At 48.2% G+C, this 16152-nt stretch carries 12 protein-coding genes; 8 read left to right on the top strand and 4 right to left on the bottom strand.

Features of this window, described 5'->3' with window-relative positions; genetic code table 11:
• Nucleotides 1-528: 528 nt before the first annotated feature.
• From H3H32_RS28110 to H3H32_RS28095, 4 genes are all read left to right on the top strand, one after another.
• Nucleotides 529-1800: a hypothetical protein gene (locus H3H32_RS28110; RefSeq protein ID WP_182459058.1), complete on the top strand. Its 1272-nt coding sequence runs from the start codon at nucleotides 529-531 to the stop codon at nucleotides 1798-1800.
• Nucleotides 1700-2758 (top strand): hypothetical protein, encoded by a 1059-nt coding sequence (locus tag H3H32_RS28105; protein ID WP_182459057.1) that lies wholly within the window; start codon nucleotides 1700-1702, stop codon nucleotides 2756-2758. Before H3H32_RS28110 ends, H3H32_RS28105 begins: the two co-directional genes overlap by 101 nt.
• A 30-nt stretch (nucleotides 2759-2788) precedes the next feature.
• A complete protein-coding gene (locus tag H3H32_RS28100) occupies nucleotides 2789-8047 on the top strand; it encodes an Ig-like domain-containing protein (protein WP_220472568.1) in 5259 nt (1752 codons plus the stop codon).
• 331 nt (nucleotides 8048-8378) lie between these two features.
• Nucleotides 8379-9296, top strand: a complete 918-nt coding sequence (locus H3H32_RS28095) for a hypothetical protein (RefSeq protein WP_182459055.1) — start codon at nucleotides 8379-8381, stop codon at nucleotides 9294-9296.
• A 321-nt stretch (nucleotides 9297-9617) separates the two neighbouring features.
• Here the strand turns inward: H3H32_RS28095 and H3H32_RS28090 are convergent, their stop codons facing one another.
• Together H3H32_RS28090 and H3H32_RS28085 are read right to left on the bottom strand one after the other, a co-directional pair.
• The gene (locus H3H32_RS28090; protein WP_182459054.1) at nucleotides 9618-10430 is read right to left on the bottom strand and encodes a polyprenol monophosphomannose synthase; all 813 of its coding nucleotides are present in this window, start codon (nucleotides 10428-10430) and stop codon (nucleotides 9618-9620) included.
• A gap of 256 nt (nucleotides 10431-10686) precedes the next feature.
• Nucleotides 10687-11070 (bottom strand): DUF4296 domain-containing protein, encoded by a 384-nt coding sequence (locus tag H3H32_RS28085; protein ID WP_182459053.1) that lies wholly within the window; start codon nucleotides 11068-11070, stop codon nucleotides 10687-10689.
• An 84-nt stretch (nucleotides 11071-11154) separates the two neighbouring features.
• Between H3H32_RS28085 and H3H32_RS28080 the strand changes: the two genes are divergently transcribed.
• From H3H32_RS28080 to rnhB, 4 genes are all read left to right on the top strand, one after another.
• The gene (locus H3H32_RS28080) at nucleotides 11155-12015 is read left to right on the top strand and encodes a DUF58 domain-containing protein (RefSeq protein WP_182459052.1); all 861 of its coding nucleotides are present in this window, start codon (nucleotides 11155-11157) and stop codon (nucleotides 12013-12015) included.
• A gap of 7 nt (nucleotides 12016-12022) precedes the next feature.
• Complete coding sequence (locus tag H3H32_RS28075; RefSeq protein ID WP_182459051.1) at nucleotides 12023-13051, top strand: hypothetical protein; 1029 nt, start codon at nucleotides 12023-12025, stop codon at nucleotides 13049-13051.
• A 5-nt stretch (nucleotides 13052-13056) separates the two neighbouring features.
• The gene (locus tag H3H32_RS28070; RefSeq protein ID WP_182459050.1) at nucleotides 13057-14118 is read left to right on the top strand and encodes a VWA domain-containing protein; all 1062 of its coding nucleotides are present in this window, start codon (nucleotides 13057-13059) and stop codon (nucleotides 14116-14118) included.
• 99 nt (nucleotides 14119-14217) lie between these two features.
• Entirely contained in the window at nucleotides 14218-14793 is a 576-nt protein-coding gene (gene rnhB / locus H3H32_RS28065) for a ribonuclease HII (protein ID WP_182459049.1), read from the top strand.
• A gap of 12 nt (nucleotides 14794-14805) precedes the next feature.
• Here rnhB and H3H32_RS28060 read toward each other — a convergent pair whose 3' ends face one another.
• Nucleotides 14806-15204, bottom strand: coding sequence for a nuclear transport factor 2 family protein (locus H3H32_RS28060; RefSeq protein ID WP_182459048.1), 399 nt, complete (start codon nucleotides 15202-15204; stop codon nucleotides 14806-14808).
• A 269-nt stretch (nucleotides 15205-15473) separates the two neighbouring features.
• Nucleotides 15474-16151 (bottom strand): response regulator transcription factor, encoded by a 678-nt coding sequence (locus H3H32_RS28055; RefSeq protein ID WP_182459047.1) that lies wholly within the window; start codon nucleotides 16149-16151, stop codon nucleotides 15474-15476.
• Nucleotide 16152: the final 1 nt, after the last annotated feature.

The following is a 16152-nucleotide window of genomic DNA, read 5'->3' as shown; positions in this document are numbered from 1 at the left end:
GAATTTTCAATTACAATAGACTTTCACGACGTTTAAATAAACCGTGGCACGGCTTTCTGGCCACTTGTGTGAAAGTCCTATACTATACATTATTCAGACATAGGTTTATTCTATCTCATGTGAACTCTCATATGACTATAAATAACTATTATGTTGCTTATAATGAGATATTTAGGTTATGGTAGTTGTCGGTTCATATAATCGGGAAGGTGTTTTAACAGGTGGCATATTTTTTGTTGCCGGAAATTAAATTTTAAAAACAAATAATATTATTTTTCTAACTATTAGGTAAGCGACAGAGATTTACCTAATAATATATTTATCATCTAATAGGAGGACAATTCCCGCAAATTATTTCTCTTTTTGCGCAAAAGGCATGTTATTTGAAATTGCCATGTAGTAACGTTTATGGCATTTTCTATTATCGAAATTATGGTATGGGATATCTATAGTTTACGATTGATTAGATTAACTTTTCCTTTGTCGAGATGTTGGGTATGGATAAGAACCGGTTGGCTGTTAGTCGCTTTGGGGTTTTTATCAACATTTGCCTATGCCCAGCAATATGGGGCAAAAAACAACTTATCACAATTTGTAACGCCCACAAACCAATATACCATCTCAGTAAGCGGATGTGGCTTTTTGTGTTCCAGCAATGTTTCCAGTGGTTCTTCGGTAGCAAACCTTAGCCTTACCGATTCCTCGGCTATTACGATAACGGGTATTAGCCTATTAAGTGGTATTTCAACATCCGTTCGGGCGAAACTTCAATCAGGAACAGTATCAAAGGCAGGAGATTATGCGGGTTGGGTATTATCTTCTGGTGGCCCATTGAATGCCGCTTTATTCAATGCAATGACCCTGAAAACCTACAAAGCAGGCGTTTTGCAGGAAACAAAAAGCGGCTCATCACTTCTTAGTCTGAATGTACTGGGAATATTAGGTGGTATGCAGAATGAGGTAGCGTTTAAAACGACAAAAGACTTCGATGACGTTGAAATTATCATCACTGGAGGTGAACTCATTAGTGTAAGCTTATTCAACTCGGTTAGTTATTTCTACGCCTTTGGCTCACAAACGGCGGCAACGTTCAACTTCAATTGTGGGTCTGCCACAACTATAGGTACTTTTGTTGCTGGAACGCCCTCTTCAGGCACCCTAACGGTTCCTGTTACTGGTTCAACGTCGGGTGTTGTCTCTCTCTCGGTAACAGGGTCTGGCTTTGCCAGTTCTCCAGTACCTTACACAACCGTCATTACCAGCGGACAATCTTCTATAGCAGTACCAATTAGTTATAACGGAACGGGTGCATCGGGTACACGCAGCTTAAGCATAACCTCAACCTTATCATTTACATCTGGTCCGGGAAGCTGTTCGACAGCGGCAACAGTCTATCCGGTTCCGTCTGTAAGTTTTACGAACCCCGCTCCCAATAGTCTAACGAGTACTACGCCTGTGGTAAACGGTACAGCTACAGCTGGGATTAGCCTGACAATTAGTGGTCCAAACGGACAATCGTGTGTAACCACAGCGGATGCGGGTACAGGGGCCTGGTCCTGTTCGTCGCTGGTACTACCTGCGGGACCAGTTACGCTAACGGCCATCGTAGGGAATCCGGCTGGGACAGCCACCGCAACGCGCAGTTTTATAGCTGTTGCCCCCCCCTTGTACTACGCCCTCAGCACTAACACTCAGCTCGTTGGCAGTAAGCCTGACGATTGGGCAATCCATTGCAATTTCAGCCTCGGGCGGAACGCCGGGTGTATTTGGTTGGGCAGTGAGTCCAGCAACGGGAATTAGTCCTGTAGCAACGGGCACGGCAACAACTACGGGCTCACTGACATTCGTAAAGGCTGGTATCTACACGCTCACTTATGTAGTTACGAATGCTACAATCCCGTTAACGTGTATAGGTACCGTTAGCGTTACAGCTACCACAACCATCACGGTAATAGACCCATTGGCTGTCCTAAATCTTCGCGTGCTGCTGGGTGGTGCTTATAACGCATCAACAGGCTTAATGCGTGACGATTTACGGCAGAATAACCTGCTTCCACTCACCGAACCTTATTCGTTGTCGACTTTGGTTGGCACCAGCTTTACACATAAGGGTGGAGGAGGGAATGAATCAACAACAACATCGGTGTTAAGTACAACCGGAAATAATGCAATTGTCGATTGGGTATTTGTCGAATTACGAAACCCCACCAGCGCATCAGTTGTGGTAGCAACGCACGCGGCTTTACTGCAGCGAGATGGCGACATTGTTGCCACAGATGGCGTATCGCCCTTGACGTTTAGTTCGGGAGCGGGCAGTTACTATGTCAGCGTTCGGCATAGAAATCATCTGGGTGTGATGACGGCAGCTGCCAGTGCATTAAGTAGCACAGCGGTAACTGTAGATTTCACGAATCCTGCCACCACTACCTATGGCAGTAATGCGCAACAACTGATTTCCAGTACCAATAAACGGGTACTCTGGGGCGGAAATGCCGACGGGAACCGGACTATAATTTACCAGGGAAGCAATAATGACGTTGGGTGGGTGCTGAACCAGGTACAGCTAGATACCGGAAACCCCAATGCGCTGATCACGTATATCGCAACGAAATATTCGACCAGTGATTTAGACCTGAATGGTCAAATAATAAGCCAAGGAGCAGGGAACGATACACAGATAATTTTCCTGAGTGAACTCCTGCATCCAGATAATGCCGCCTTTTCGATTGCCTATATCGTGAGCGAACAAGTCCCCTAATACACCTACTATAAACAAATCCCTATTGACATGCGACACACACCTCTACTTTTTAACTATTTGTTCTGCCGACTTACTTGGATTTCTATGTTACTACTGGCTAGTATAACCGTTAGCTGGGCACAAAATGGAATCAGGTATGCCGTGAAACTCCAGTCTGATGGTATTACCTATCAGGTATCGCTGTCAAGTACGGTTAGTTATACGGGTGCCGATCGGCAAACGAATAGTGCTCAGGTTACAATTGTAGCCCCTGCTGGTAGCTTTACGGTTACGTCGTTAACGGGGGTAAATGGTCAGTGGGCCAATAATACTATAGTTCGTGCGCCGTCACAAAACCCGACTAAAGACTACTTTATTTTTGGTCTGACAAACAATGGCGCTTCCATTCCTTATACCGCCAATACAGAAGTCGCCTTATTTACGTTTCGTAACCTCGGGCCGTGTGCCGGGCCAATAGAAGTCTGGGCCAGTACTGATGCTTTCAAGCCTAATCCGCCTTCGCAACCGATAAACGTGGGTAATGACCTGACTGCATTGGGTTTCGCCAGGGAGGGCGTTACAAATGCCTGGCTTGGTAATTATGGGGTGGGTTCCGCAAACTGCTTGCTGTTGCCGGTAGTGGCTATTTTAAGTCCGGCTCCCAGTAGTCTGACAAGTTTAACCCCGGTAGTAAGTGGAACGGTAACTGCAAATTCCAGCGTAACACTTACGGCACCAGGAGGCCAGTTTTGTGTTGTTAACGATGGCGGGACAGGCAACTGGTCCTGTAATTCACTGACATTAACAGCGGGCCCGGTTACGCTAACCGCTGTTGCTGCCAACAATGTTGGACCCAGCAATACCGCAACGGTTAGTTTCACGGCTATCGGGCCACCAACGATTGCGTTTACCGCACCTGCGTTGAATGCACAAACAAGTCAGTCGCCACCGGTGAGCGGTACCGCAACACCGGGCGCTAGTGTAACCGTGACCAGCCCGAATGGGTCATCCTGCGTTACCACGGCGGATGGGAGCGGCAACTGGTCCTGTAATTCGATTACGGTTCCTGTGGGGCCAGTCACATTGACGGCAACCGCCGGAACTATTGGGGGAAGAACATCGACGACAACCACTTTTACAGCCATTGCTTCTCCAACGATCAGTATTATTACGCCTACACCGGGCACGCAAATCACCAACTCGCCAACCGTAAGTGGGACCGCTACGGCCAGTGCCAGTGTAACGCTGCTGGGGCCAAACAGCCAATCGTGCGTAACTACAGCTAACGCCAGTACAGGTGCCTGGTCCTGTAGTTCGTTTGCCTTGCCAGCTGGTCCGGTTACGTTAACGGCCATTGCCAGTACTATTGGTGGCACGGCGACTACAACAGCCAGCTACTCGGTATTGACAACACTGGTTGCCTGTGGTCAGTCATTGAATCTGTTATCGTCGTTTAGTGCTACAGCCCCCCGCACGGTTGACCCATCAACCGTTCAGGTTGTATCGCAGCCAGCTACGGGGAAAGTTTATGTGAATAGTGATGGAACCGTGCGCTTCCAGCCATCGACTTCGGCAGCGGGTACGGCCACATTTACGCTTAGAGCCGCTTCTGTCTCATCGACTTCGTTCATTACCAGTTCTGCGCCCCAGTCGGATAAAGATCTTACCTGCCTTCTATGCTCTGTTACGGGGATAAATAACCTGACCAGCACTAGCACGACCGATTTTGCAACAATTAACCAAACGGTTGCTCTGGATGGTACTGTATCTGTCCGAGCTAAACTCAATGGGACGGGGTTAAAGGGAGATCTCGCCGGATTTGTGATTGCCAATAGTGGAATCTTAGCGGCCAGCGTGTTTCCGACGCTGGTTATCCGAACCTATCTGGCCGGTGTTGCAAAAGAAAGCTATACAGTTAGTGGACTGGCTAGCGTGCAGGTGTTGACCGGGTCACGTTATGAAATCAGTTTTCCAACAACCGTATCGAATTTCGATGAGGTAGAGTTGAGTGTTACGGCCGGACTTGGCTTACTGGCTACGACCGATGTGTATTATGGATTTGCTAAGCCAGCCCCACAGTATCAGACAGTTTCGTTCAATATTGCATTCCCGGCTAATCTGTGTACCGATGTACTATCGCAAACGGCCTGTCCACAGTCGTTCTCGGTGCTGGGCAACGACATTGCCAGTGGATCGGGACTGTTAGATCCTACTACGGTGACTATTGTGTCGCAGCCGGGCAATGGTAGCGCAACGGCTAACTCAAACGGGACGATCAATTTCCGACCAACAGATCCCAGCTCGGGAACGGCTGCCTTTTCATATCAGGTATGTACGAAAATTGATCCGGCTGCTACCGCCAACAATACAACCGTTGGCGTGTCGGCAAGTGGATTCACCACTACAGCCTGTGTGGGATGTAGCATTACCAATGTGGATCAGGTAGGCGATGCCAGCCTCACGAACTTTGGTAGCATTGTTACAACCGTCGGTGTATCGGGTTATGGTTCTATCCGTGCCAAACTGAGTCGGATGGCACGCGCTGGCGATATGGCTGGTTTTGTGGTCGAAAATACGGGACTCGCGCAGGTAACACTGATTAATTCGCTCACGATTGTTACCTATAAAGGGGGCGTTATTCAGGAATCCGTAGGTACAAACAGCCTGTTAACGGTATCGCTTCTGTCAACAAACAAGTACAAAGCGCAATTCCAGACGACGAAGGAATTTGACGAAATCGAAATACGCGTAGGCTCTGTGGTTAGTGCTTTATCTACAACAAATGTCTACTATGGTTTTGCTGAGTTCGGCCAAACCTGCTCGACTTATAATGCAATCGTTAGTTTCCCTGCCGGAATGGCTTACGAATGTCCAGGCGCGTTTACCTTCGGAAATTGTACTACCTCAACTGTAAGTGGTACTTTCATTGTTGGTTTCCCATCGTCAGGTACGCTGACCTTTCCGTTAACGGTTAATCTACTCGGCACGACCACCGTTTCGATTTCGGGAAGTGGGTTAACAGGTGTAAGTACGCAAACGATCGTAAGTGGACAAACTACCTTTACAATGCCCATTAGCTACAACGGCAGTGGTCCACGGGGTATTCGATCGCTCACTATCACATCGGGAGAAGCTACGGGCACTTGTTCAACAACGGTTCTTATTCACGTGCTGCCTACTGTTGCCATCAATGTACCGGTGGCTGGTAGTCAAACAAACCTGAATCCTTTGATTAGTGGCACGGTAACAACAGGAGCCAGTGTTACGTTACTGGCACCGGGTGGACAGTCGTGTGTGCCCGTGATTGATGGTAATGGCAACTGGTCTTGTACAGGTATAACGCTAGCGGCTGGGCCGGTTACGCTAACGGCTGTAGCCGTCAACGAAGTGGGGAGCGCTACGGCAACAACTAGCTTTACAGCTGTGGCTGCGCCGACAATTGCCATTCTGGTTCCCGCTCCGAATAGCCTGACTAGTCTGACACCGTTGGTAAGTGGCACTGTCACGGCGGGCGCTTCGGTCACGTTACTGGCACCGGGTGGACAATCGTGTATCCCAACTGTAGTAGGAACGGATTGGAGCTGTAGTTCACTAACATTAACGGCTGGCCCAGTTACACTGACGGCCGTAGCCAGTAATGTTGGTGGCACCGCTACAACCACAACCACGTTTACGGCAATAGGGCCACCAACAATAGCCATAACCAGTCCGGCCCCCAATAGCCTGACCAGTACAACGCCCCTCGTGAGCGGCACCGTTACCGCAGGCGCTTCGGTCACCTTATTGGCACCGGGTGGACAATCGTGTATCCCTGCCGTAGTGGGCACGAACTGGAGTTGTAACTCACTGACGTTAACGGCTGGGCCGGTTACACTGACGGCCGTAGCCAGCAATGTTGGCGGAACGGCCACTACGACAACCACCTTTACGGCGGTTGCGCCACCAACAATTGTGATTACGACACCAGCGATGAATTCGGTCACGTTCCTGAATCCGGTAGTTAGTGGAACAGCTACGCCTAATACCAGTGTAACGGTAGTAGCACCGGGTAATGCCCCCTGTATAGTAGCAGTTAGTAGCGCAGGAAGCTGGTCTTGTACATCCATAACGCTAACGCCCGGACCGGTGAGTGTAACTGCCTCCGTGACAACGATAGGTGGGTCTGCTTCGGCTATAACCAGTTTCTCGGTAGTTGCTCCACCCTGTACAGTACCTTCTGCGCTAACCCTGACCCCGTCGTCTATATCCCTGAACATCGGGCAGAGTGTGACTGTGGCCGCTCTCGGAGGCACACCGGGCGTATTGAACTGGGCAGTTAGCCCAACATCGGGAGTTTCTCCTGCAACGAGCGGGACGGGGACATCCACTGGCTCGCTAACGTTTGCTACAGCGGGTTCGTACGTGATTTCGTATACAGCCACCAATGGTAGTTCGCCCGTAAACTGCGCCAGTCCGGTTAGCGTAACGGCAAGTATGACTGTCACGGTTACAGATCCGATCGCGGTTATAAGACCGAAGGTTTTCCTGGGTGGGGCTTACAATTCCACAACAAGTCTCATGCGCGATGATCTTCGGACAAAGAATCTACTGCCGCTAATCGAACCGTATTCTACTCCTGTGCTGGTAGGCTCTGGCTTTACACATGTTGGTGGAGGAGGTAACGAAGCGACAACCGCATCGGTGTTGAGCACCACGGGAAATAATGCAATTGTTGATTGGGTATTTGTTGAATTACGTAATCCCGCCAGCGCGTCGGTTGTAGTGGCAACCCGGTCGGCATTGGTACAGAGAGATGGCGATGTGGTCGATATTGATGGTGTTTCACCGTTAACCTTCACTGTAGGAGCGGGTAGCTATTATGTATCCATACGCCACCGAAATCACCTGGGTGTGATGACACAAAATACAGTGGCACTCAGCAGCACGGCCGTTACGGTTGATTTCATATCAACAGCTACACCAACCTATGGTACACTGGCTCAGCAGACAATCAGTACAAACCGGGTGCTCTGGCCGGGCAACACAAGTGGCGTTGAAGGAACATCGGCAAAACGGCAAGTGATCTATCAGGGCAGCAATAATGATCTCGGAGCAGTATTTAGTCAGGTACTTCTGGAAGGAGGCAACACATCAACCTTACCGACCTATATCGTGCAACGCTATCTGACTGGTGATGTCAATCTGGATGGTGAAGTGCGGTATCAGGGTGCCGGAAATGATCTACAGACCATTTTCACCACAGTACTGCTCTTCCCAAATAACTCGGCCTACGATATTACATACATCGTGCAGGAGCAGATTCCGTGATTTAGCGTAAAGATGATTCTAGTGATATGGCAGAAGGGCGGAGCTGTTAAGTTAGCCACTCTCCCAAAACGGGAGAGTGGTCGGGGTGAGGGGAAATTCAGTTCTTAACAACTCCGCCCTTGGAGGTTGGGGTTAGACGCAAAAGCCAAACTGAAACAGTATTAGTATGTTGAATAGCCAGGAAGTAGATAGTTGTGTAGAACCAACGAATTCTTTAAAGCTAGACTTAACTGAGTGCCAATGTGATAGTTGAAATATGTTTGTAAATTTACTTATACACTAACTATAGGTGGGTAGTATGGGGAATTGATAAACTAATCCTACGTTACTTATGACTTATACACACCATAAATCCCATTCATGGGTATACTTACAAATCGTCGGTATACTATTGCTAGTACTGTTCAGACTGACTAACAGTGTGGCGCAGGATGGTATTTACTATTCGGTAAAACTGCTTCCCGATAAGGTCACCTATCAGGTATCGCTTTCCAGTACTGTGAGCCTCTCGGGAGCCAATCGAATTACAAACACCGGGCAGGTAACCATTGTAGTACCGACGGGTAGTTTTCAGGTTGCCAATGTGCAAAATACCAACGGGGGCTGGACGAACAACACAACCGTTCGGGCTCCGTTGCAAAGCCCAAACTATGATTATTTTATCTTCGGGTTAACGCCCAATGCGCCAATTATCCCCTATAGTGCAACGCAGGAAACAATTCTGTTTACGTTTACCAACAGTGGCCCTTGTGTTGGACCTGTGGAAATCTGGACCAGTAATGATCCCTTTCAACCGAATCCGCCTACGCAGCCTATCAACGTGGGAAATGATCTAACAGCCCTTGGTTTTCTGTCGAATGGAGTGGTATACAATGCCTGGAAAGGAAACTACAACGTGGGCAGCGCTAACTGTCAAACTCCTCCAACAATTGCGATTCTGAGTCCAGTAGCGAGTAGTACTGTCATAGGCCCGGTTATTCCCGTGAGCGGAACTGTAACGGCCGGAGCGAGTGTAACGCTCAGCGAAGGCGCTACCGTACTGTGTTCTACGACCGTAACGGCTGGAAGCACATGGGGCTGTTCTGTATCATTGCCAAATGGGCTACACACGCTAACGGCTGTCGCTCGAAACAGTGCAGGACTTGGCGCTCCGGCTACTACAACATTCACGGTTTCGATGCCGGGGGCAGATTGTCGACCTGTTTGTGTGCCGATCACCATAACGCAGGTCCGACGGAGAAGGCCTTGAGGCAACCGCAAAACACAAATAGTTTATAAAAAAGCTGGTTAGGTTGGATTGCCATAGTCCCGCCTAACCAGCTTTTACTAACTCAGCAGACGAATTGTCAGAGCTGAATCTCTTTCTATTTAACGTGAATTATGGAGGATTTACGAATAGAATTATACTAGTTTTTTGTCATCCCGACGCAGGAGGGATCTTCGGCAACTGGTTATTTACCGAAGATCCCTCCTGCGTCGGGATGACAAAAAAATAACAATGAATAATCAGCTAATAACCAATTGATTATTCATTGTTCACGTTATTTCTAGACTATGATTAATCGAAGTCCTATACGCCAACCGGTTCTTCAACTTTCTTCACACTCTCCCGACGGGGAATATAATGGCGGAAGAAACTACTGATTTTCATCTGAAGTACACCAAAGACCGCTTCCTTGAAAATTTTAGACGACATTTTGGAGACTCCCCGCGTACGATCAGTGAAAATAATGGGGACTTCCTTAATGCGGAAGCCATACTTCCAGCATGTAAATTTCATCTCGATCTGGAAGGCATACCCCACAAATTTGATTGGGTTATGCAGAATTACCTCCAGCACTTCGGCTCGATAGCAAATGAAACCTGCCGTTGGATCCATGATCGACATGCCTGTGATAAACCGAACGTAGACACCCGCAAAATACGACATCAACACCCGCCCCATTGGCCAGTTCACTACATTGACTCCCCGAATATACCGAGAACCTACGGCCACATCGGCCCGCTCAGGGCCTTCGTCGGCACAAGCGTGATAAAGCTTGATCAGGTCTTCGGGATTGTGCGAGAAATCGGCATCCATCTCAAAAAGATATTGATAGCCTCTCGATAATGCCCACTTAAACCCATCGATGTAAGCGGTGCCTAATCCTAACTTGCCTCGGCGTTCGAGCAGGTGCAGTTTAGGGAGCGAACCCCGCACTGAAGAACCGGTAGGCGGAAATTCTTCCTGTAAATCACGGACGCGTTGGGCGGTCCCGTCAGGCGAGCCGTCGTCCACAATGAGTACATCGAATGACGTCGAAAGGCTGAACACCTTCCGAATGATCGCTTCGATATTCTCGATTTCATTATAGGTTGGGATAACGACTAATCGCTCTTTCACGGTACGAGTAGATTTTTAAGTAGGGATTATTTCTACAACACCAAAACAAGTGGTTTTTGTACAAGATAATCATTAAAAATTGTTAATGCCCTTACTATTAATCAATTGTCGGGCTAATGTCTGCGCTTTTTGTATCCAGTCAGACAAAGATACGCCACCATATCAGTTAGCCCACACAATTGCCAGGCAGATACGTTCACGAACTATATTCTAGTAATACGCTATCTTGAATCTATATGTTGCTGGGTCTGCTTTATCAACCTTTTGCCTGTTGTTGTACTTTTTTGACGTCAATCTTTTTTTGTAGATTTTCGGTAACCCGCTTATAGATAACTTCCATATCCTGGGGGTGCGACGAATAGAAAATATAGCTCTTTCGATAAGCAGACGTGTCCACTCCGAATTTCTTGAAGATATTCGTTTCCAGGTGTTTATAAGCAATATTTGAGGAGTCGATGGAGGCTAAACCCAGGCGACTCACGCGCGATTCGGCCATATGGACTTCCGTTAGGATGTCGGCCATTTTATCTATATCAATCAGCCTATCCGGCTTTTCATCTTCCGGGGCTGTACAGGCTATAATCAGCCAGCCACTTAGGAGCAGAATCCACAGATGAGCGCAAAATCGGTTTAGGTGCATACGTTTAAATCAATAGCTTTGTAAGCTAATCCCTACGGGCAAAGTTCGGGATTGGTTGTTAAAATAGTATAACGCCTGTTTCGTATGGACGAGTTCTTGGCCAGGCTTCGTAATTTCGATATTCGCATCCGCAAGGCAGTTAACTCGCAGATGCGCGGAAGTTTTCGCTCTATTTTCAAGGGTACTGGTTTGGAGTTCAGTGACTTGCGCACATATCAGTATGGCGATGATGTGCGGGCTATCGACTGGAATGTTTCGTCGAAAGGGCACGGTACGTTTGTAAAAGTGTTTCGGGAGGAGAAAGACCAGACAGTGTTTTTTGTGGTAGATGTGAGTGCGTCGCAGCAGGTTGGGCCACGCCACCGCGACAAACTGATGGCTACCAAAGAAGTATGTGGCGTGTTGGCCATGTCGGCAATTCGCGAAGCCAGTCATGTGGGTCTGTACTGCTTTTCGGAAAAGAAAGAGCGTTACATAAAGCCAGGTAATGGACTCAAAACGGGCTATCAGTTGATTATGAGTCTGTTTAAGTTGCAGCCGGAGTCGAGCCGAACGAGTATTGCCGATGCGCTTTTATTTACCCTCAATGCGCTTAAGCGACGGAGTGTGGTGATTCTGCTTTCCGATTTTATTGACCTTAATTACGAACATAACCTGAAAGCATTGGCCAAAAAGCACGATTTGGTCGTTATTCACTTATACGATCAGCGAGAGGTAAATCTGCCCCGATTGGGCATTATTCCGGTACACGACACCGAATCGGGCCGAACGGTGTGGGTCAATACATCGTCAATATCGTTTCGGAATGGGCTGCATGATACATTTCGCCAGAATCAGATTCGCTTGGAACGACTTTGCAAACAGTACAATGCCAATTACCTCGCGCTCGATTCGCAGGAGGACTTTGTGCCAAAACTTGTCGAATTATTTAGAGTGAGGAAATAACCTAGTTGTGACATACGCCATTCGACTTATTCTTTTCCTGTTACTAATACCCCTGTCAATTCGGGCGAACGAACCGGCGCGCCCTGCTCCACCTCTATCGCTGATTCAGAAGGCACCGGCACGTAAATCGCCATTGTCGGGCTATTTTCTGACCGATAGCATTGAAATAGGGCGTCCGTTCCAATATGCAGTAACGTATCGGCACGCCCCGATAATCGATGTGTTATTTCCAGATACAGCCAAGCACTTTGCGCCTTATCGGGTACAGAAAGTGACTGTTTTTGCTACAGAGACCAATGGAATTGGCTTTGATGCGATCAGCCGTGATAGCGCCGTGTACACCCTGGTTTCGTTCGAAACGGACTCTATTCAACTCTTACGTGTGCCCATTCGAATTATCAATGAGACCGATTGTACGGCGCAATGGACGCCGATCGACACCGTCTTTTTACGATCGAAGTTACCTCTATCAAGCGTAGATTCGTCGCGACTAAACAGACCAAAACTCACGACCGATACAAACCTGGTTACGCTTCAGCAGCAGTTTAATTATTGGGCGCTGGCCTTGGGAGTCATATCGATTGCGCTGGCAACGCTACTATTATACGGGCTGTTTGGGCAAGCGATCAAGCGGCAGTGGCGACTTTACCAGTTGAAACGTAGGCAGCTGGTGTTTCTGAATGATTATAATCGACTTACCCGGACGATTAACTCCTATACAGCCGCCGAAATTGCGAATCAGGCTGTTGTTATGTGGAAGTCGTATCTAGAGCGTCTTGATAAACAGCCGTATACATCCTTAACTACGCCCGAGTTAGCAGTACGGATAAATGACGAACGAGTTGCCAATGCACTTCGTGAAGCCGATCGAATGATTTATGGAGGAACCTATTCGCCCGAATCCCTACCCGCCTTACGGCTATTAGGCGAGGTGGCAACCAATGCGTACCATCGGAGTCGGGCCAGTATGCAGACGACTGCACATACAGACTCCGACCCAACAAGTCAATCGGCCGAAACGCCAACTATCTCCTGAATCACATGGAACCCTGGTATTCACCTCACTGGCTAAGTCCGGCGCAATGGCAGCAATTCCATGTAGTCTATCCTTTGGCTTTATCGTTGATTCCGGCCATTCCGGTCCTGTTTCTTATTCGATATTACCTGAATCGGAATGCACAGCAACGACTAAACATATCGACAGGTCAGCTTTATGCCCGAACGCCTACCGGACGCGCTCAGACGCGTGGTTCGTGGCTTAGTTTATTACGGTACTTATTGCCGCTAAGTGTATTTATAGGCAGCAGCTTTCTATTGATTGCATTGTCTCGTCCGCAAATTGTGCGAACGCAGCGTGAAGAATTATCGGAAGGGATTGATATTATGTTAGCGATCGACGTATCGGAGTCGATGGACGAAACGGATCTGCCTCCCAATCGACTGGCCGCTGCCCGTCGGGTTGCCCAGCTATTTGTGAACGGTCGAAAAAACGACCGAATCGGACTAGTGGTCTTTGCCGGAGAGGCTTTCTCGCTTTGCCCACTGACAACAGACTATGGATTAGTGACGCAATACCTGAATGATCTGAATAGCCAGATGATTCGGACGTCAGGTACGGCTATTGGCGATGCGCTGGCTCGCTGTATCAATCGGATGCGTGAACGAGCACCGTTGTTAACAGATACAACGCAGACAGGAAATAAGCGGAGTAAGCTTATTATTTTGCTGAGCGACGGTGATAATACCGCGGGGAATCTCGACCCAGTTACAGCCGCGAAATTGGCCAAAGCATTTGATATTAAACTCTATACCATTGCTGTCGGGCGCCTGGTTACGTCGGCCTCGCAAGCCACTACCGTTGATGAAGGTATACTGAAAACAATTGCAACCATTGGCAATGGAAGTTTTTTCCGAGCGACTGATATCCGCCGACTGCAATCGGTATTTGCGCAGATTAACCAGTTGGAAAAATCACCAATTCGCGTCCGAGTTTATGAAGATGTGCAGGATTTTTACCGCATCTATCTGTACTGGGGAATCGCGTTTCTCTTATTGGCACTGCTATGGAAAAACACAATTTTTGGCAATGTGCTGGAAGATTAAGACGGTTTACAGTATTCTGTTTACGGTGGCTGACACACACATGAATATGGGGCGCGTCAGCCACCGTAAACAGAATACTGTAAACCATAAACATATACTATGCTACGTTCCTATTACAATGCCGATGCTGTTGAAGCGGGTTTAGATGAAGTTGGCCGGGGTTGTCTGGCTGGGCCCGTGGTAGCGGCTGCGGTTATCCTGCCCAAAGATTACACCCACCCAATTCTGAACGATTCGAAACAGTTATCGCACCTGCAGCGGGAAACACTGAAAAAAGACATTGAGCGCGATGCGCTGGCCTGGGCTGTTGCCGAAGTATCGCATACCGATATCGACCAGATCAATATTCTAAAAGCCAGTTTTCTGGCCATGCACCGAGCTGTCGATGCATTGATGATCAAGCCGGAACATCTGCTAGTAGATGGCAATCGGTTTGTGCCTTATCCGATGATCCCGCACACCTGCATTATTAAAGGCGATGCGCACTATCTGTCCATTGCAGCCGCATCCGTACTGGCAAAAACGTATCGGGATGACCTCATGGCTCAACTTGGATTAGAGTTTCCGGCTTATGGCTGGGCGAAGAATGTGGGCTATCCAACAACTGTTCATCGAGAAGCTATCCGGCAGTTCGGCCCAACGAAGTACCACCGGATGAGCTTTCGGTTGCTGTAGACCGTTTGTTGGCTACTTCAGCCAGAAGTTATTTTCCTGCGCTACATCAGCCAAGTATACTTTGGCTTTTATAATCTGGCCGTTCTCTACAGTATATACGTCGATATTATCCACATCGAGGACACCGCCGTTGGGCTGCACAGCTTTCCAGTGAACCAGACAGGCGACACTGTTGCTGTTGGCCGTTAATACCTTTATGTCGGTTAAGGCCAAACTATTATCGGTTGCCTGAAACATGCCACCTACCATTTGAAAGACTTCGGTACTCGATTTTTTTGTGCCCGAAAAACGGTTGTTTCCCGGCTGGTTCCATTCGATAGTTGGGTGGATAAGGGCAGCTAATTTGGCCTGATCTCCCTGTTGAACAGCGGTTAAAAACGTACGAACAACTTGCATTGATTGCGTTTCCATAGTGGTTATTTGGGGTTGTTTATGTGATGATTGATTGAATAAGGCAGGCTGTTGATGATTGGGCCTGGGAGCATTTTCTGAATTGTTCAGGCTGAGCAAGAGTGCGATGATGATTGGTTTCATGGCGTTTTTTTGACAAAAGTACCGGGCGTATCGCGGCTGAGTTTTACCCTAAACCGCCACACAATTACCATTTCGCGCCAATAGAAAATAGGAAGATATATTGGCTATGGCGCGGGTATTTACCCACGCCAGCGAAGCTACATTGGTCAAACAATCAGCTTATAGCCGATACCCCGAATGTTGATAATCTGGATCTGTGGATCGTCGCGTAAATGCCGCCGGAGCTTGGTGATGAATACGTCCAGACTTCGCCCGTTGAAAAACGAATCATCTCCCCAAAGCTCCATCAATACAGCGCTGCGTTCGAGGACCTGATTGCGTTGTTCATAAAGACGTCGGAGTAGTTCAGCTTCCCGGTGCGACAGAAGCATAACCTGACCACCTAATAGGAGTTTTTGTTTCGAAGGGTCGAATTGGTAACGACCGATGGTTAACAGCGGAGTGGCTGTTGGCTGCGGGGAGGGCTTTCTGCGTAGTAATGCATTGATTCGAACGATCAGCTCATCCAGACTAAAGGGTTTTTTGAGGTAATCGTTACCGCCTAGCTCAAAGCCACGGACAACATCGGCGGTTTGGGAGCGAGCCGTCAGAAACATGATTGGTACATCGGGATTGTCCTGGCGAATGTGTTCGGCCAGCGTGAATCCGTCCATCTGTGGCATCATAACATCGGCTACAATTATATCGGGTCGATGCTGCCTGAAGAGCGCTAAGCCCTCAATGCCTTCGCTGGCATACAGTACAGTAAAACCGCGCACTTCGAGGCTATCGCGAACGATCATGCCCAAAGCAGTTTCATCTTCAATCAGTAGAACAGTCGGCATA

This window comes from Spirosoma foliorum (assembly GCF_014117325.1).
Taxonomy (GTDB): domain Bacteria; phylum Bacteroidota; class Bacteroidia; order Cytophagales; family Spirosomataceae; genus Spirosoma; species Spirosoma foliorum.
Note: the sequence above shows the minus strand (reverse complement) of the source record. Positions and strands in the feature narration are given on the sequence as shown.